This is a genomic window from Roseomonas sp. CECT 9278, assembly GCF_918698155.1.
GTDB lineage: Bacteria > Pseudomonadota > Alphaproteobacteria > Acetobacterales > Acetobacteraceae > Neoroseomonas.
Window position 1 is genome coordinate 73,999 of the sequence record NZ_CAKKLX010000009.1, and the last position, 18,320, is coordinate 92,318.

Below are 18,320 nucleotides of genomic sequence, written 5' to 3' on the forward strand. Positions count from 1 at the left end.
TCAGCGCGGCGACGCGGCGCCGGGGGGTGCTTCGGCCGGCGGGGCAGCAGCAGCGGGGCGAGCACCCTCGCGCCGCGCGCCGTCCGGACGCGAACCGGCAGGCGGCGCGCCTTCGGGGCGGGCCTCACCGGTGCCGGGGCGTTGTCCCTGGCCGGCCCCTTGCCCCGGCGGGCGGCGGCGCTGCGGCTGCGATGCGGGCGGCACCACCGGGGCCGCGACCTGCACCGGCACGCCATCGGTCAGCCGCAGCGCGCCCGAGGTCACGACCTGTTCGCCCGGCCGCAACCCTGACCGCACCATCGCCTGCGTGCCGGAGACGACGCCGAGCGTGAGCGGCCGCTGCCGCACCGTGTTGTCGGGCTGCACCACGAAGGCGAAGGCGCCATCCGGCCCGCGCTGCACCGCGACCAGCGGAATGGTCGTCACGCCGCGCAGCAGCGCGACCTGCAGCCTGACATTCACGAAGGCGCCGGGCCACAGCCGCTGGTCGTCGTTCGGGAAGGTCGCCTTCAGCCGCAGCGTGCCGGTCGCCGCATCCACCTGGTTGTCGATGGTGACCAGCATGCCGATCGGATTGGGGGCCGGCGGGGTGGCATCGACGCGCGGGATGCCGGGGTCGGGCAGCCGCGCCTCGACCTGCACGGGACCGGCGGCGATCGCCTGCATCACCTGGGGCAGCGCCTGCTGCGGCAGGGTGAAGGTGACGCTGATGGGGCGGATCTGGGTGACCGTGACGATGCCGCTGGAACTGGACTGCACCAGGTTGCCGACATCGACCTGGCGCAACCCGACGCGGCCGTCGAAGGGCGCGCGGATGGTGGTGTGCTCCAGCTGCACCTGCGCGTTGTCGATCGTCGCCTGGTCGAACTGCACCTGCGCTTCCAGCTGCGCCACCGCGGCGCGCTGGGTGTCGAGCTGCTGCTGCGACGCGCCATTGGCGCGCACCAGCTGCGTGTAGCGCTGCAGGTCGAGCCGCGCATTGGCCAGCTGCGCCTCGCGCTGCGCCTTGGTGGCGACCGCCTGGTCGAGCGCCGCCTGGTAGCTGCGTGGGTCGATGCGCACCAGCACCTCGCCGGCGCGGATCTCCTGGCCCTCGGTGAAGGCGATCTCGGTGATGCGGCCGGCGACCTGCGGCACGACGGTGATGGTGTTGGACGCCTGCACGGTGCCCAGCGCATCGAGCAGGATGGGCAGGTCGTCGACCGCCGCGGCCGCGGCGGTGACCGGCACCGCGATGCCCCCGCGCCCGCGCGCCCCGCCCGACGGGCCGAAGCCGGCCGGCGGCGCGGTGGCGGCGGGCGTCGGCTGCCCGACCCAGGGCAGCCAGCCGCGCTGCCAGGCATACCAGCCGCCGCCGCCCAGCAGCGCCAACAGCAGCAGCCAGGGCCAGGCGCGACGCCGGCGTGCCGGGGCCTCGGTCTGGGTCGCCGGCGTGGTGGGCACCGGCGGGCGGGGCAGTTCGTTCATCGGGTCGGGCTCCCGGCACGCGCGGCGTCCACGCTCCAGCCGCCGCCCAGCGCGGTGAACAGCGCGGCCGCGGCCTGGAGCCGCGTGGCCTGCGCCTGCGCCAGCGCCAGCCGCGCGCTGAACAGGCTGGCCTGGGTGTTGAGCACGGTCAGCAGGTCGATCGTTCCCACACGGAACTGCGTCTCGGCGATAGCATAGGCGCGTTCGGCCGCCGCTGCCCGTGCCGCTTGCAGCCGCGCCGATTCCTGCGCGCTGGCCAGCGCCGAGAGGCTGGTCTCGGCATCCTGCAACGCCACCAGGATGGCGCGTCGGTAATTCGCCAGCAGCTCCTCCCGCCGTGCGCGGGTCAGCGCCAGCTGCGCGCGCAAGGCGCCGCCATCGAACAGCGTCTGGGTCAGGCTGGCGGCGATGCTGTAGACGGTCGCACCCGGGCGCAGGAAGGTCTGCAGGGCGATGCTTTGCAGGCCGCCCTCGGCGGTCAGGGTGATGTTCGGGAACAGCGCGGCGCGCGCCGCCGTGACATCGGCGCTGGCGGCGGCGAGGTTGGCCTCGGCCTGGCGCACATCGGGGCGGCGCTGGAGCAGGTCGGCAGGCAGGCCGGGCGAGACCACCGGCACGCGGATGCGCGCGAGGCGTTCCGTGGCGACGCTTACCTGGTCCGGCGTCACGCCGGCGAGGGTGGCGAGGGCGAAGGTATTCGCCTCGACCGTCTGCTGCACCGGCGGGATCTGCGCGCGCTGCTGCGCCACCACGTTCTCCTGCTGCGCCACATCAAGGCCGGTGGCGGTGCCCGCCGCCAGGCGTTGGCGCAGGATGGCCAGCGTGCGTTCCGCCAGGCGCAGGTTGTCGTTCTGGATCGCGAGCAGTTCCTGCGCGCCGTACAGGTCGAACAGGGTGCCGGCGACCGCGGCCTGGGTGGTCAGCGTGACCGTGCCCATGGCGAATTCCGCGGCGCGGACATCGTCGCGCGCGGCCTGGGTCTGGGCGCGCAGGCCGCCCCAGAAATCGATCTGGTAGCTGGCGGCGATGGTGCCGCCATAGCGCCGCCCGGCATTGGCCGGCGTGCCGGGCGTGGCCGAGGTGCCGCGGCTGCGCGCGACCGACCCGCTGGCGCCGACGAAGGGCAGCAGCTCGGCGCCGGTGATGCGCAGGGCCTCGTCGGCCTGGCGGATGCGCGCCACGGCGACGGCCAGGTCGAAATTCCCCGCCATCGAGGCCGCCATCAGGCGGTCGAGCTCGGGCGCCTGGAACGCCCGCCACCATGTCGCGTCGGGTGCTGGCGCAGCAGCCGGCATGGCGGCGGAGACGAAGCGCGCCGGCACGACCATGCCGGAATCCGCAGGCTCGATCGGCAGGGCGCAGGCGCCCAGCGGCAGCGCCACGGCCGCCAGCAGACGCGCTGCGCCGATGCGGCGCGGGGTTGGGTGGGATGGCACGGAAACGGGCATCGGGGGGTGGGTGGACCTCGGGTCATCCCTGGTCCCCCTATGTGGCCCGTCGGGGCACGGCCGGCCAGTATCGAATGGCAACGGCACGTGGCGTTGTGGTTCAGCCGTGGCCCCGGCGGGCTGCGGGACCGACACGCCGGCGCGTGGGCGCCGGGGCGCGGTCTCGCGGTCACCCCGGCCGGACCTCCCGCGGGGTGGGCGCCAGGCGCAGCACCAGCCAGCCCAGGACGCCGGCGACCAGCGACCCGGCCAGGATGCCGATCTTCGCCTGCGCCTGTTGCTGTGGGTAGTCGGCGAAGGCCAGCAGCCCGATGAACAGGCTCATGGTGAAGCCGATGCCGCAGAGCAGCGCGACGCCGACCATGTGCATCCAGGATGCGCGGAACGGCAGGGAGGCGACGCCGAGCAGGATCGCCAACGCCGAGGCGCCGAACACGCCGACCAGCTTGCCCAGGAACAGCCCGAGCGCGATGCCGAGCGTCAGCGGCTGCAGCGCGGTCTCCAGCGTGAGCCCGGCGAAGGAGACGCCGGCATTGGCGAAGCCGAAGACCGGCACGACCAGGAAGGCGACCGGCTTGTGCAGCGCATGTTCAAGCCGGTGCAGCAGGGAGCTCGCCATGTCGTCCGGCCGCGCCGGCGCCGGGCGCAGTGGAATGGCCAGCGCCAGCAGCACGCCGGCGATGGTGGCATGCACGCCCGACCGCAGCACGAAGAACCACAGCACCAGCCCGACCAGCAGGAAGGGCCAGAGCCGCGCGACACCGGCGCGGTTCATGCCGAACAGCACCGCCAGGGCGGCGGCGGCCAGCGCCAGGTCCAGCGTCGACAACTGGCCCGAATAGAACAGCGCGATGATGATGACGGCGCCGAGGTCGTCGAGGATCGCGAGCGCCGCGAGGAACACCTTCAGCGCCGCCGGCACGCGCGGCCCCAGCAGCGACATGACGCCGAGCGCGAAGGCGATGTCGGTCGCCGTCGGGATCGCCCAGCCGCGCGCCGTCTCCGGCGACCCGGCATTGAAGGCGAGGAAGACCAGCGCCGGCACCACCATCCCGCCCGCCGCCGCGATCCCCGGCAGGGCGCGGTTCGACCAGGAGGCGAGCTGCCCGTCGAGCATCTCGCGCTTGATCTCGAGGCCGACGAGCAGGAAGAACACCGCCATCAGCCCGTCATTGACCCAATGGCCGATGTTCATCGGGCCGACATAGACGCCGAGCGCGGCGAAATAGGCGGGGGCGAGCGGTGAATTGGCGATGAACAGCGCGCAGGCCGCCGTTGCCATCAGGATCAGCCCGCCCGCCGCCTCGCTGTCGAGGAAGCTGCGCAGGACCGAGACGGGCCGCCGGGCGGTGCCGCGCGGCGCCTCAACCACGACGGGTCTCCGCGACGCGAACATACGGGGGAGCGATGAGGCAGGGCATGGGCACGGATCTCCGGTGCCGGCGGCCCGACCGGCACGATGACCCTGCCCGACTGCATGGCGCAGCCTGACACCCACCGACGGTCTCGCATCCCGCGCCGGTCTTCGCAACCCCGCGGCGCCGCGGCGGGATGCCGGGGCCGCCTGCGGCATGGCGGGTCCGGCCGCGCCCTGCCGCGCTGCGCGGCCGCCAGAGCAGATCGCGTTCAGTCTGAACGCGTGAAGATGCCCTGAAAACAACAGGCTGGAGCTTGCGAAGTGAGCGCGAGCGAACGCAGCATGCCCTAGGTGGTCCCGGTCGATCCGAAGCCGCCGGCGCCGCGCGCGGTGGCGGGCAGCGTGGCGACCTCCCGCCAGGCGGCGCGCACCACGGGCGCGATCACCGCCTGCGCGATGCGCATGCCGCGCTCCACCGTGAAGGGCTCGGCGCCGGTGTTCAGCACGATGACGCCGAGCTCGCCGCGGTAGTCCTCGTCGATCGTGCCGGGGCTGTTGGGCAGGGTGATGCCGTGTTTCAGCGCCAGGCCGGAGCGCGGGCGCACCTGCAGTTCGTAGCCGTGCGGCAGCGCGATGGTCAGCCCCGTGGGCACCAGCGCGCGGCCGCCCGGCGGGATCACCAGCGGCGCCGCGACGGCCGCCAGCAGGTCCATCCCGGCCGCGCCATCGGTGGCATAGGCGGGCAGCGGCAGGCCCTCGGCATGGGGCAGGCGCACCACGTCGATGACGGGCGTGGCGGTCATGCCAGGGCCTTTGCAATGCGCGCGGCGAGGCGGCGTGCGACCTCCGGCTTGGGCAGGCGCGGCCAGTCCTCGACGCCGGCCGGCGTGACCAGATGGACGGCGTTCTCGGCGCCGCCCATGACGTCGCCCGAGACGTCGTTGGCCACGATCCAGTCGCAGCCCTTGCGCGCGCGCTTGGCGATCGCGTTGTCCACCAGCGCCTCGGTCTCGGCGGCGAAGCCGACCACCAGGGCCGGGCGGCGCGGGCCGGGGGCTGCCAGCGTGGCAAGGATGTCGGGGTTCAGCGCGAGGTCGAGCGGCGGCGGCGCTTCGCCCGGCACCTTCTTCATCTTCTGCGTGGCCTCGCGCGCGGTGCGCCAATCGGCCACGGCGGCGGCGCAGATGGCGGCATCGGCGGGCAGCGCAGCCTGCACGGCGGCCAGCATGTCGCGGGCGGATTCGACCCGCGCCACGGTGACGCCGGGCGGGTCGGGCTGGGACACGGGGCCGCTGACCAGCGTGACGCGCGCGCCCAGCGCAGCGAGCGCGGCGGCGATGGCGTGGCCCTGCTTGCCGGAGGAACGGTTGGCGATGTAGCGCACCGGGTCGATCGCCTCATGCGTCGGGCCGGAGGTGACGATGACGTGGCGCCCCTTCAGCGGCCCATCGGCCAGCGCGGCGGCGATGGCGTCGCGCAGCGCGGGCGGTTCCACCAGGCGGCCGGGGCCGGATTCCGGTTCGGCCATCGGCCCGTCATCGGGGCCTATGATCGCCACGCCACGCCCGCGCAGCGTCGCGACATTGGCCTGCGTCGCCGGGTGGCCCCACATGGCGGGGTTCATCGCGGGTGCCACCAGCACCCGCGCGCGCGTCGCCAGCAGCACGCAGGTCGCTAGGTCGTCGGTAATGCCATGCGCCATCTTCGCCAGCAGGTCGGCCGAGGCCGGCACGACGGCGACCAAATCCGGCCAGCGCGCCAGGCGGATATGGCCGATCTCCGCCTCGGCGGCCCAGAGGTCGTCATGCACGCGTTCGCCGGTGATCGCGGCCAGGGCTTCCTTGGTGACGAAGCGCGCGCCGCCGGCGGTCAGCACCGCCATCACCTGCGCGCCGTCGCGCCGCAGCAGGCGCGTCAGCTCCAACGCCTTGTAGGCGGCGACCGATCCCGAGACGACCAGCAGGACCCGCACGCTACAGCCGCCACCCGGTATGGATCGCGACGATGCCGCCCGACAGGTTGCGCACCGCGACCTTCTCCAGCCCGGCCTTGCGCATCATGCCGGCCAGCGTCTCCTGGTCGGGGAACATGCGGATGCTTTCGGCCAGGTATTCGTAGCTGTCGCGGTCCTTGGCCACGCGCTCGCCGATCGCCGGCAGCGCCTTGAAGGACCAGGCGTCATACAGCGGCACCAGCGCCGAGACTTCCAGGCGCGAGAATTCCAGGCAATGGAACCGCCCGCCCGGGCGCAGCACGCGCCGGGCCTCGCGCAGCACCGCGTCCTTGTCGGTGCAGTTGCGCAGGCCGAAGGCCATCGAGATCTTCTCGACGCTGCGGTCGGGCAGCGGGATGCGTTCGGCATCCACCACCATGAAGGCGATGCCCTCGGCCAGGCCGCGGTCCAGGGCGCGGGTCTGCGCGACCTCCAGCATGGCGGGGTTCACGTCGGTCAGGATGACGCGCCCGGCGCCGCGTTCCTTCGCCAGGAAGGCGATGTCCCCGGTGCCGCCGGCGAGGTCGAGCAGCGTCTCGCGCGGCGAACACGCGATGGCATTGACGAAGATGCGCTTCCACACCCGGTGGATGCCGAGCGACATCAGGTCGTTCATCACGTCGTAGCGCGGCGCCACGCTTTCGAAGACATCGCGCACCATCGACGCCTTCTCGGCGCGGGGCACGGTGCGGAAGCCGAAATCGGCCTGGTCCTGGGGGCTGTCGCTCATGATGCCGGCAACATAGCGTGCCGGACGCGAAAGGGGAGGCACCATGCCCGAATTGCCCGAAGTGGAGACCGTGATGCGTGGCCTGGCCGCGGTCCTGGAGGGGCAGCGCATCACCGAGGTCGAGCAGCGCCGACCCGACCTGCGCTTCCCCTTCCCGGCCGGCCTGGTGCGCCGGATGGAGGGCCGGCGCGTGCTGTCGTTCCGCCGCCGCGCGAAATACATGCTGATGCGCCTGGAGGGCGGCGAGAGCCTGCTGATCCACCTGGGCATGTCCGGCCGCATGGTGGCGCGCCCGGCCGGGGCGGCGCCGGTGGCGCGGCTGGGTCCGTTGGGCGCGGCCTCCGATACGCGCGGTCACAATGCGCCGCCCGAGGCGCATGAGCACCTGGTGATCGCGACCGACCATGGCTGGCGCGTCGGCTTCGTGGACCCCCGCCGCTTCGGGTCGGTCGACCTGGTGGCGACGGCGGCGGAGGATTCGCACCGGCTGCTGGCTGGCCTCGGGCCGGAGCCGCTGGAGGAGGGCTTCACGGATGCCGTGCTGTCGGCCGCGCTGGTCGGTCGGCATACGCCGATCAAGGCGGCGCTGCTGGACCAGGGCGTGGTGGCGGGGCTGGGCAACATCTATGTCTGCGAGGCGCTGTTCCGCGCCGGCATCTCGCCCCGGCGGCTGGCGGCCAGCGTGGCTGGGGTGCGCGCAGCGCGGCTGGTGCCCGCCATCAAGGCGGTGCTGGCCGAATCCATCGGCGCCGGCGGGTCTTCCCTGCGCGACTATGTCCGCGCCGATGGGGAACTGGGCCGCTTCCAGGACACCTTCGCGGTCTATGGGCGGGAGGGCGCGCCCTGCCCGCATTGCGCCGCCCCCATCCAGCGCATCGTGCAATCCGGCCGGTCCACCTTTTTCTGCGCGCGGGCGCAGCGTTGAGGCGCCGGCCGCGCTGCGCTACAGCCGCGGGGCACACACACGGCAAGGAAGGCGGCACATGCCCTACGAGATGATCCTGACCGAGACCGAGGGGCGCGTCGCCATCATCCGGCTGAACCGCCCGCAGGCGCTCAACGCCCTGTGCGACCAGCTGATGACCGAGCTCGGCCAGGCGCTGCGCGGCTACGATGCCGACCCGGCGATCGCCGCCATCGTGCTGACCGGCAGCGAGAAGGCCTTCGCCGCCGGCGCCGACATCAAGGAGATGAAGGACCGCACCTTCCCCGCGGTCTATTTCAACGACTTCATCGCCGAGCGCTGGGAGACGGTGCTCGAGATCAGGAAGCCTGTCATCGCCGCGGTGGCCGGCTTCGCGCTGGGCGGCGGGTGCGAATTGGCGATGATGTGCGACCTGATCATCGCCGCCGATACCGCGAAGTTCGGCCAGCCGGAGATCAACCTCGGCATCATCCCGGGTGCCGGCGGCTCGCAGCGGCTGACGCGCGCGGTCGGCAAGTCCAAGGCCATGGAGATGATCCTGACCGGCCGCATGATGGACGCTGTGGAGGCCGAGCGTGCCAGCCTGGTGACCCGCGTGGTGCCGGCCGCCGACCTGCTGGCCGAGGCGGTGAAGATCGGCGCCAAGATCGCCGCGCTGTCCGCGCCCTCGGTCGCGATGGCCAAGGAAGCGGTGAACGCCGCCTTCGAAGGCGGCCTGACCGAGGGCGTGCGCACTGAGCGCCGGCTGTTCCTCAGCCTGTTCGCGACCGAGGACCAGAAGGAGGGCATGTCGGCCTTCGCGGAGAAGCGCAAGCCGGCCTTCGGCAACCGTTGAGCGGGCGCAGCCCGATGGTCCGGCGCACCGCCCGCTTGACGCGCCGCGCCGGACCGCATTAGAACCGCCGCCTTCGTCGCGGCCGGCCTTCGGTGCGCGATAGCCTAGAACCTCTGATTGATGTGAGCCGCAAGCCCCATGGCGAACACCGCGTCCGCGCGCAAGCGCATCCGCCAGAACGTGAAGCGCGTTGCGCGCAACAAGGCGCGCAAGTCGCGCGTGCGCAGCTTCGTGCGCAAGCTGGAGGAAGCCATCGCGACCGGCGACAAGGCCGCCGCGCAGGAAGCCTTCCGCGCGGCGCAGCCCGAGCTGCAGCGCGCGGTGACCAAGGGCACGCTGCATGCGAACACGGTCGCGCGGAAGGTTTCGCGCCTGTCCGCGCGCGTGAAGTCGCTGGGAACCGCCGCGGCTTCCTGAAAACGTCGCGACCCGGATAGCGGTCGCGAAGTCACGACACTTTCAATACTTGCAGAACGGGAGTCGCGATGATGAATCGCGGCCGCCGTTCTGCGTGCGTTGTTTGTTGACCCAGGCGCATTACGGATTTGTTGTTTGTGCTGCACGCGCCGAGGCCTAGTCTCGGAGGCGTTGTATGGGGGGTGGCTCGACCGACGGCCCGGCAGGGGCTGCGGCGAGGGGTCCGGGGAAAGCACCCCGGTATATGCACGAGGGGGCAGGGGGTCGCATGGAGAAGCCAGCCGGGTCGGGTCCGTCGCTCTCCGCCGCGGCGATGGGAGAGGCCTGGGCGCGCATCCGTGGCCGTCTTCGCGAGGAAGTGGGCGAGGTCGAATACCGCACCTGGCTGCGCCAGATGACGCTCGCGGCCATCGAGGGCGACGAGGCCGTCGTGGTGTTGCCGACCCGCTTCCTGCGCGACTGGGTGCGCAGCCATTATGGCGATCGTCTCAGCGCGCTGTGGCAGCAGGAAAGCCCCGCGGTGCGCCGCGTGGATGTCCGGCTGGGCCCGCAGCGCCCGGTCGAGGATGCCGAGGACGCGGCGCCCGCCGGTCGTGACGGGCCGCCGCGGCGCCACGGCCTCGCGGAACCGCTCTCCGCCGGCAAGGCGGCCGCGCGCAGCGGCGATGCGCGCGGCGACTGGTCGGCGCCGCTCGACCCGCGCTTCACCTTCGACACCTTCGTCGTCGGCAAGCCCAACGAATTCGCCCATGCCTGCGCGCGGCGCGTGGCCGAGAAGCCCGCGCTGCCCGGCTTCAACCCGCTGTTCCTGTATGGCGGCGTGGGCCTGGGCAAGACCCACCTGATGCACGCGGTCGCCTGGGCGATCCGCGATGGCGAACCGGCGCGCAATGTGGCCTACATGAGCGCCGAGAAGTTCATGTACCGCTTCATCGCCGCGCTGCGCAGCCAGTCCACCATGGAGTTCAAGGAGAGCCTGCGGTCGGTCGACGTGCTGATGGTCGACGACCTGCAGTTCCTGATCGGCAAGGACAATACGCAGGAGGAGTTCTTCCACACCTTCAATGCGCTGGTCGATGCCGGCAAGCAGATCGTCGTCAGCGCCGACAAGTCGCCCTCGGACCTGAATGGGCTCGAGGACCGGCTGCGCACGCGGCTGGGCTGCGGCATCGTCGCCGACATCCACGCCACCACCTTCGAGCTCCGCCTGTCGATCCTGGGCGCCAAGGCCATGGCCGCAGGCGTCGAGGTACCGAAGAACGTGCAGGAATTCCTCGCGCACAAGATCACGTCCAACATCCGTGAACTGGACGGCGCGCTGAACCGCCTGATCGCGCATGCCAACCTGTTCGGCCGCGCCATCACGCTCGAGAACGCGCAGGAAGTGCTGCAGGACATCCTGCGCGCGCATGATCGCCGCGTCACGATCGAGGAAATCCAGCGCAAGGTCGCCGAGCACTACAACATCCGCCTGACCGACATGAGCAGCGCGCGGCGCGCGCGCGCCGTGGCGCGGCCGCGCCAGGTTGCGATGTACCTGGCGAAGCAGCTGACCTCGCGCTCGCTGCCCGAGATCGGCCGGCGCTTCGGCAACCGCGACCACACCACGGTGATGCATGCGGTGTCGCGCATCTCCGAGCTGATGCAGGCGGATTCCGCCTTTGCCGAGGATGTCGAGCTGCTGCGGCGGATGCTCGAGACGTAGATTTTTTGCCCTCAGGCGCCGGGCGCCGCCTCCGGCGGCTTGGCTTGCGCGCCGTGCACTGGCGCATTGGCGGCCTGTGGGGTTCTGGGCGCGGTCGCGCCGTGCGCTCGCGGATCGTGCATCCGCACGATCCGGGTGTTTGTGCGGTTCCTCGGGCGCCGGCTCCGGCTCCGGCGGCGGGCTTGCGCGCCGTGCACGGACGCATTGGCGGCCGTCGATGGTCTGGGCGCGGTCGCGCCGTGCGCTCGCGGATCGTGCATCCGCACGATCCGGGTGTTTGTGCGGTTCCTCGGGCGCCGGGCGCCGCCTCCGGCGGCTTGGCTTGCGCGCCGTGCACTGGCGGATCGTGCATCCGCACGATCCTTCCGATTCTGGGCACCGGCCTGGATTTCCGCCCTTTTGGCGTGGCATTCCCGCCTTTCCCCCCCGGAATCCCGCTGATATGGTGCGGCCCCCTCGGCCGGCCGCCGCGCGGGCCGATTCGGCCCCGGTGTCCGCGGGGGAACCACGGGGGACACCGGCGGTCCCGCATCCTGCGATGCGGCGGCTGCCACAGGATCGGGGCGTCGGGTGCAGCGATGAAGTTCACGGTCGACCGGGCAGTGCTGCTCAAGGCTCTCGCGCATGTGCAGAGCGTGGTGGAGCGGCGCAACACCATCCCCATCCTCGCGAATGTGCTGATCGACGCCAAGACCGAAGGCAGCCTGACGCTCACCGCCACCGACATGGAGATCGCGGTGGTCGAGGATGTCGCCGGCGTGACCGTCACGCGCGGCGGCCGGACCACGGCGCCGGCCTCGACGCTGTACGAGATCGTGCGAAAGCTGGCCGAGGGCGCGCGCGTGGAGTTCGACCATGGCGGCGGCGATGGACCGCTCTCGCTGCGCGCGGGCAAGTTCAACACCACGCTGTCCGTGCTGCCGGTCGACGACTTCCCCTCGATGACCGAGGGCAAGATGCCGACGAAGTTCGCCATCAAGGCCGGCGTGCTGCGCGACCTGATCGACCGCACGCGCTTCGCGATCAGCACCGAGGAAACGCGCTACTACCTGAACGGCATCTACCTGCACGCGGCGGACAGCGATGGCACCGCGGTGCTGCGCGCGGTGGCCACCGACGGCCATCGCCTGGCGCGTGTCGAGGAACCGCTGCCCGAGGGTGCCAAGGGCATGCCCGGCGTGATCGTGCCGCGCAAGACCGTCAACGAGGTCCGCAAGCTGGCCGAGGAAACGCAGGACGAGATCGAGATCCGCCTGTCCGACACCAAGATCCGCTTCGCGTTGGGCACCGTCTCGCTGACCTCGAAGCTGATCGACGGCACCTTCCCGGAATACGAGCGCGTCATCCCGCGCGGCAACGACAAGAAGCTGACCGTGCCGAAGAAGGATTTCGAGGAAGCGGTGGCGCGCGTCGCGGCGATTTCGTCGGAGCGCTCGCGGCCGGTGAAGCTGTCCATCTCTCGAAACAACCTGCTGCTCTCGGCCGCCAGCCCGGAGCAGGGCCAGGCGCAGGAGGAGCTGGACGGCGATGCGGTGTCCTACGAAAGCACGCCGCTCGAGATCGGCTTCCAGGCGCGCTACCTGACCGACATCACCGCGCAGATCGGCGAGAGCCTGGAATTCCTGTTCGCCGACGGTGCGGCGCCGACCATCGTGAAGGACGCCGCGAAGCCCGAGGCGCTGTATGTGCTGATGCCCATGCGGGTGTAGTCCGCGGGTCCGGGCGATCACGCCATGCACATCCTGATGCTGATCGCCGCGATGGCCGGCGGCTTCGCCTTCTGGTGGTTCCGGATGCGCCAGGGTGCCGAGGCAGCGCGCGACGTCATCGATGTCGCTGAGCGCGCACGGGGCGCGTTCCGGCGGCACCGCTTCAGGACCAAGGTCGAAGGATCGACCCTGACCGCGGTGGACGACCCGGCCCTGGCCGCCGCCATCATGATGGCGGGCATCGCCGCGCAGAAGGGCATGGCGCCGAGCCGCAAGGCCGAGGACATCATCCGGCAGCACCTGGCGACGCGCATCGGCGTGAGCGATCCGGATGGCATGACCACCTACGCCATCTGGGCGGCCGGGCAGGTGACCGAACCGAACGACATGTCGCGCGCCCTGGCGAAGCTCTGGCGCGAGAAGCTGCAGCCGGTCGAGCGCCAGCAATTGCTGGACATGGCCTGGAGCGTCGCCGCCGTGGACGGACCGCCGACCGACAGCCAGGTCGATGCGCTGGAGCGGCTGCGCGAGCGCCTCGAACTGCCGCCATCCGAGACCGCCCGGCCTCGGTAGCCCGCAGGCCGCGTCGGTTGCGGCGCGCCTGACGAGGAGCACCGCACCACATGCAGCCGATGCTCCGCCTCATTCGCCTGCGACTTGCCGATTTCCGCTCCTGGTCGTCGCTCGACGCAGGCTTCGACGCGGCGATCGTCGCGATCGCCGGCGAGAACGGCGTGGGCAAGACCAACCTGCTGGAGGCGATCTCGCTGATCGGTCCCGGGCGGGGGCTGCGTGGGGCGCGCATGGGGGAACTCGGGCGGCGCGTGGATGGCGCGGCGCGGCCCTGGGCGGCGGCGGGACGCTTCGACACGCCAGCGGGCGCCTTCGATCTTGGCACCGGGTCTCACCCCGAAGGCACCTCGGACCGCCGCGTCTTTCGCCTCGATGGCCAGCCGCTGCGCACGCAGTCGGAGCTGGCGGATCGCGTGGCCGCGGTGTGGCTGACGCCGCAGATGGACCGGCTGTTCCAGGAGGGCGCGTCGGGGCGGCGGCGCTTCCTGGATCGCTTGGCCTGGGCGCTGGAGCCGACGCATGCGCGGGAGGTCGCGGCGCATGACAACGCGATGTCCCAGCGCAACCGGCTGCTGGCGCAGGGGCGCGGGGATGCGCGCTGGCTCGCCGGGCTGGAGGATGCGATGGCACGCCACGCGGTCGCCGCCACCGCCGCGCGGCGCGCGCTGGCGCTGAGGCTGAACGCGGTGATGGCCTCCGGCGCGGCGACGGGGGTGTTTCCCGCGGCACGCATGGAGCTGGTCTGTCCGATCGCCGCGGCGCTCGCGGGGCAGCCCGCGCTGGCGGTCGAGGATGCGCTGCGCGTGGCGCTGGCGGCTGACCGGCGGCGCGATGCCGCTGCCGGGGGGGCTGCGCGCGGCGCGCATCGCGCGGACATGACGCTGGTGCATGTGCCGAAGGACCAGGTCGCCGAGATCTGCTCGACCGGCGAGCAGAAGGCGCTGCTGATCTCGACCGTGCTGGCCCATGCCGCGCTGATCGCCGAGGCGCGCGGCTTCGCCCCGCTGCTGCTGCTGGACGAGGTGGCGGCGCACCTCGATACCGCGCGGCGGGAGGCGCTGTTCGCCGCGCTGGCGGCGCTGCCCGCGCAGGTCTTCCTGACCGGCACGGAAACCGAGGTTTTCCGCCCGTTGCGGGGCATCGCGGACATCGTCGTGGCGCGGCCCGGAATCCTGCTGCCGGCGGGCGAAACCGGGTCGCCTTGAGGGGCGGAAACGCCTATATTGCAAACACGCTTCAGATCCCCTTTCCAGCAGGAGTGAGCGCGCCGCATGAGCGAGCCCGCGCGTCCCGAATCCGACGCCTACGACAGCGCCTCCATCACCGTGCTCCGCGGCCTCGAAGCCGTGCGCAAGCGGCCCGGCATGTACATCGGCGACACCGATGATGGATCGGGCCTGCACCACATGGCCTTCGAGATCATCGACAACGCGGTCGATGAGGCGCAGGCCGGCTTCGCGACGTCCTGCCATGTCACGCTGAACGGCGACGGCAGCGTGACCGTGCGCGACGACGGCCGCGGCATCCCGACCGACATCCACGCCGAGGAAGGCATCTCCGCGGCCGAAGTCGTGCTGACGCGCCTGCATGCCGGCGGCAAGTTCAACCAGAATTCCTACAAGGTCTCGGGCGGGTTGCACGGCGTGGGTGCGGCGGTCGTGAACGCGCTGTCCGAATGGATGGAAGTGCGCATCTGGCGCGAGGGCCAGGAGCACCGCCTGCGCTTCGAACACGGCGAGACGGTGGTGCCCTGCACGCTGGTCGGCCCGTCGGATCATCCGAACGGCACCGAGGTGACCTTCAAGCCGTCGGCGGGCACCTTCACCAAGGTGGAGTTCGACTTCGCGGTGCTGGAACGGCGCCTGCGCGAGTTGGGCTTCCTGAATTCCGGCCTGGCGATCACGCTGCGCGACGAACGCCATACCGATGTGCAGGAAGCGGTGTTCAAGTTCGATGGCGGCCTGGTCGCCTTCGTGGAGTGGCTCGACCGCGGCAAGACGCCGGTCTTCGCGCAGCCGATCAGCGTGATGTCGAAGGATCACGACGGCATGCGCGTCGAGATCGCGGTGCGCTGGAACGACAGCTACCACGAGACGATGCTCTGCTTCACCAACAACATCCCGCAGCGCGACGGCGGCACGCACCTGGCCGGCTTCCGCCAGGCGCTGACGCGCGTGGTGGGCAAGGTGGCCGAGGGGCTTGCGAAGAAGGAGAAATTCGCGCTCGCCGGCGAGGATATGCGCGAGGGGCTGACCGCGGTGCTTTCGGTGAAGGTGCCGGACCCGAAGTTCAGCAGCCAGACCAAGGAGAAGCTGGTCTCCTCCGAAGTGCAGCCGATCGTGCATACCGCGGTGGCCGACGCGCTGACCCATTGGTTCGAGACGCATCCGAAGGAAGCCAAGGACGTCGTCAGCAAGATCATGGACGCCGCCGCCGCGCGGGAAGCCGCGCGCAAGGCGCGCGAGCTGACGCGGCGCAAGGGCGTGCTGGATGTGTCCTCGCTGCCCGGCAAGCTGGCCGATTGCCAGGAACGCGACCCGGCGAAGTCGGAACTGTTCATCGTCGAGGGTGACAGCGCCGGCGGCTCCGCCAAGCAGGGGCGCGACCGCGCCTTCCAGGCGATCCTGCCGCTCAAGGGCAAGATCCTGAATGTCGAGCGCGCGCGCTTCGACAAGATGCTCGGCAGCCAGGAGATCGGCACGCTGATCACCGCGCTGGGCACCGGCATCGGCCGCGGTGATCCGTCCGAGGGCGGCTTCGATGCGAACAAGCTGCGCTACCACCGCATCGTCATCATGACCGACGCAGACGTGGACGGTTCGCACATCCGCACGCTGTTGCTGACCTTCTTCTTCCGCCAGATGCCGGAGCTGCTGGAGCGCGGGAACCTGTATATCGCGCAGCCGCCGCTCTATCGCGCCAAGCGTGGCAACGAGGAACGCTACCTCAAGGACGACCGCGCGCTCGAGGACTACCTGCTCGAGAAGGCGACGGGTGGTGCGTCGATCCGCTTCTTTGACGGACGCCTGCTGACCGCGACGGACCTCCAGGCCGAGGTCGAATTCCATCGCCAGGCGACATCGCGCATCCGGCGTCTGGCCGGCCAGGTGCCGGGCGACATCGTCGAGCAGGCCGCGGTGGCCGGCGCGCTGACGCTCGATGCCGACCGCGCCACCGCGGCGGCGCAGGCGCTGGCCGCGCGGCTGAACGCCCTGGCGCCGGAGAACGAGCGCGGCTGGGTCATCAGCAGCGGCGAGAACGGTTTGACGCTGGCGCGCACCGTGCGCGGCGTGAACGAACGCCACACGCTGGATGCGACCGCGCTGCGCAGCGCCGAGGCACGCTGGCTGGATGAACGCCGCGACCGGCTGGCGGCCGACTTCGCCGGCGCGGAACCGGCGGCGCTGCTGCTCGGTTCCAACGAGGTCGCGGTCCATGGCCCGATGCTCGCCTTCGACCGGCTGATCGCCGAGGGCCGCCGCGGCCTGGCGATCCAGCGGTTCAAGGGCCTGGGCGAGATGAACCCCGACCAGCTCTGGAAGACCACGCTGGACCCGGCGGTGCGTACCCTGCTGAAGGTGCGGATCGAGGATGTGGAGGACGCCGAGCAGGTCTTCTCCACCCTGATGGGCGACCTGGTGGAACCCCGGCGCGACTTCATCGTGGGCAATGCGCTGAAGGTGGCGAACCTGGACGTCTGAGGCTGGTTGCGCAACCATCGGGCACCCCAGCAGCCGCGAGGTGTTCCCATGTCGCTCACCAACCAGCCCGATCCCGAGGAACGCCGGCGCGTCGTCGCGCAGGACCTGCAGAACGTCATGCACCCGATCCTCCAGCACAAGGCGCTGGAGAAGTCGCAGATGGTGGTGACCGGCGCGCGCGGGTCGACCATCACCGATGCCGACGGCACATCGTACCTCGATGCCATGGCCGGGCTGTGGTGCGTGAACATCGGCTATGGCCGCACCGAGCTCGCGCAGATCGCCGCCGAGCAGATGGAGCAGATGGCCTACTACCCGCACACGGCCATGAACCTGCCCGCCGCGCGCCTGGCCGAGCAGATCAACACGCTGATGGGCGGCGACTACCACACCTATTTCGTGAATTCGGGCTCCGAGGCGAACGAGGCCGGCTTCAAGGTCGCCCGCCAATACGCCAAGCACGAATTCCCCGGCCAGTTCCGCTTCAAGACCATCGCGCGCCACTACGCCTATCACGGCACCACGCTCGCCACGCTGGCGGCCGGCGGCATGGGCGAACGCAAGATGAAGTTCGAACCCTTCGCGGGCGAGTTCATCCATGTGCCCGCACCGACCTGCTACCGCTGCCCCTACGGGCTGGAATACCCGTCCTGCAAGACGGCCTGCGCCACCGCGATCGAGGCGACCATCCAGTCCGAGGGTCCGCAGACGGTCGCGGAAGTGATCGTGGAGCCGATCATGTCGGGCGTCGGCGTCGCGGTGCCGCCCGACGACTACCTGCCCAAGGTCGAAGCGATCTGCCGCAAATATGACGTGCTGCTGCATGTCGACGAGGTGATCAACGGCTTCGGCCGCACGGGAAAGATGTTCGGCCACCAGCACTACGGCATCAGCCCGGACATCATGGCGGTGGCGAAGGGGATCGTCTCCGCCTACCTGCCGATCGCGGCCACCGTGGTGAAGAACCGCGTCTTCGAATCCTTCCTCGGCGAGGTCGCGGAATCGCGCCAGGTGATGCAGGTGAACACCTATGGCGGGCACCCGGCCGCGGCGGCGGTGGCGGTGCGCAACATCGAGATCATGCTCGAGGAACAGCTGCCCCAGCGCGCCGCCAGCATGGGCGCCTACCTGATGGACCAGCTGCAGGCCGCGCTGTGGAAGCACGGCATCACCGGCGACATCCGCGGCAAGGGGCTGCTGATCGGCATCGAGCTGGTGACGGATCGTGATTCCAAGACCCAGCTCGACGGCGCGCTGGTCGGCGGCGTGGTGGAATTCTGCAAGGCGAATGGCGTGATCGTCGGGCGCTCCGGCGGCGGGTCGCGGCATTCCAACACCATCGTGCTGTCGCCGCCGCTGGTGATCACGCGCACCGAATGCGACACGCTGGTCGAGGTGCTGGACCGCGCGCTGGCGCATACCGTCGCGAAGATGGCCGGCGCCTGACACAACCCCTGCCG

The 18,320-nt window shown here is 71.1% G+C and carries 15 protein-coding genes; 9 read left to right on the plus strand and 6 right to left on the minus strand.

What is annotated here, in order from left to right:
* From LQ222_RS08470 to LQ222_RS08495, 6 genes are all read right to left on the minus strand, one after another.
* The gene (locus LQ222_RS08470) at nt 1-1,467 is read right to left on the minus strand and encodes an efflux RND transporter periplasmic adaptor subunit (RefSeq protein WP_230165756.1); all 1,467 of its coding nucleotides are present in this window, start codon (nt 1,465-1,467) and stop codon (nt 1-3) included.
* Nucleotides 1,464-2,903, minus strand: a complete 1,440-nt coding sequence (locus tag LQ222_RS08475) for an efflux transporter outer membrane subunit (protein WP_230165758.1) — start codon at nt 2,901-2,903, stop codon at nt 1,464-1,466. The genes LQ222_RS08470 and LQ222_RS08475 overlap by 4 nt, the downstream gene beginning before the upstream one ends.
* Nucleotides 2,904-3,084: 181 nt before the next feature.
* Nucleotides 3,085-4,287: a Na+/H+ antiporter NhaA gene (nhaA, locus tag LQ222_RS08480; protein ID WP_230165759.1), complete on the minus strand. Its 1,203-nt coding sequence runs from the start codon at nt 4,285-4,287 to the stop codon at nt 3,085-3,087.
* Between the two features lie 332 nt (nt 4,288-4,619).
* Nucleotides 4,620-5,075: a dUTP diphosphatase gene (gene dut / locus LQ222_RS08485; RefSeq protein WP_230165760.1), complete on the minus strand. Its 456-nt coding sequence runs from the start codon at nt 5,073-5,075 to the stop codon at nt 4,620-4,622.
* Nucleotides 5,072-6,244: a bifunctional phosphopantothenoylcysteine decarboxylase/phosphopantothenate--cysteine ligase CoaBC gene (gene coaBC, locus LQ222_RS08490; RefSeq protein WP_230165761.1), complete on the minus strand. Its 1,173-nt coding sequence runs from the start codon at nt 6,242-6,244 to the stop codon at nt 5,072-5,074. Before coaBC ends, dut begins: the two co-directional genes overlap by 4 nt.
* Nucleotide 6,245: 1 nt before the next feature.
* Nucleotides 6,246-6,995: a class I SAM-dependent methyltransferase gene (locus LQ222_RS08495; protein WP_230165762.1), complete on the minus strand. Its 750-nt coding sequence runs from the start codon at nt 6,993-6,995 to the stop codon at nt 6,246-6,248.
* Nucleotides 6,996-7,038: 43 nt separating this feature from the next.
* Between LQ222_RS08495 and mutM the strand changes: the two genes are divergently transcribed.
* The 9 genes from mutM to LQ222_RS08540 all read left to right on the plus strand — a co-directional run bounded on the left by mutM (nt 7,039) and on the right by LQ222_RS08540 (nt 18,306).
* Nucleotides 7,039-7,920: a bifunctional DNA-formamidopyrimidine glycosylase/DNA-(apurinic or apyrimidinic site) lyase gene (gene mutM / locus LQ222_RS08500; RefSeq protein ID WP_230165763.1), complete on the plus strand. Its 882-nt coding sequence runs from the start codon at nt 7,039-7,041 to the stop codon at nt 7,918-7,920.
* A gap of 58 nt (nt 7,921-7,978) precedes the next feature.
* Nucleotides 7,979-8,755, plus strand: a complete 777-nt coding sequence (locus LQ222_RS08505; protein WP_230165764.1) for an enoyl-CoA hydratase — start codon at nt 7,979-7,981, stop codon at nt 8,753-8,755.
* A gap of 138 nt (nt 8,756-8,893) precedes the next feature.
* Complete coding sequence (gene rpsT, locus LQ222_RS08510; protein WP_230165765.1) at nt 8,894-9,172, plus strand: 30S ribosomal protein S20; 279 nt, start codon at nt 8,894-8,896, stop codon at nt 9,170-9,172.
* A gap of 268 nt (nt 9,173-9,440) precedes the next feature.
* Entirely contained in the window at nt 9,441-10,877 is a 1,437-nt protein-coding gene (dnaA, locus tag LQ222_RS08515; protein WP_230165767.1) for a chromosomal replication initiator protein DnaA, read from the plus strand.
* Nucleotides 10,878-11,455: 578 nt separating this feature from the next.
* Nucleotides 11,456-12,586, plus strand: coding sequence for a DNA polymerase III subunit beta (dnaN, locus tag LQ222_RS08520; protein ID WP_230165769.1), 1,131 nt, complete (start codon nt 11,456-11,458; stop codon nt 12,584-12,586).
* A 24-nt stretch (nt 12,587-12,610) separates the two neighbouring features.
* Entirely contained in the window at nt 12,611-13,159 is a 549-nt protein-coding gene (locus LQ222_RS08525; RefSeq protein WP_230165771.1) for a TerB family tellurite resistance protein, read from the plus strand.
* A 50-nt stretch (nt 13,160-13,209) separates the two neighbouring features.
* A complete protein-coding gene (gene recF, locus LQ222_RS08530; RefSeq protein ID WP_308071578.1) occupies nt 13,210-14,364 on the plus strand; it encodes a DNA replication/repair protein RecF in 1,155 nt (384 codons plus the stop codon).
* A 66-nt stretch (nt 14,365-14,430) separates the two neighbouring features.
* Nucleotides 14,431-16,860, plus strand: a complete 2,430-nt coding sequence (gyrB, locus tag LQ222_RS08535; protein WP_230165773.1) for a DNA topoisomerase (ATP-hydrolyzing) subunit B — start codon at nt 14,431-14,433, stop codon at nt 16,858-16,860.
* Nucleotides 16,861-16,908: 48 nt separating this feature from the next.
* Nucleotides 16,909-18,306 carry an aminotransferase gene (locus LQ222_RS08540; protein WP_230165774.1) on the plus strand — a complete coding sequence of 466 codons (1,398 nt, stop codon included), beginning with the start codon at nt 16,909-16,911 and terminating at the stop codon, nt 18,304-18,306.
* Nucleotides 18,307-18,320: the final 14 nt, after the last annotated feature.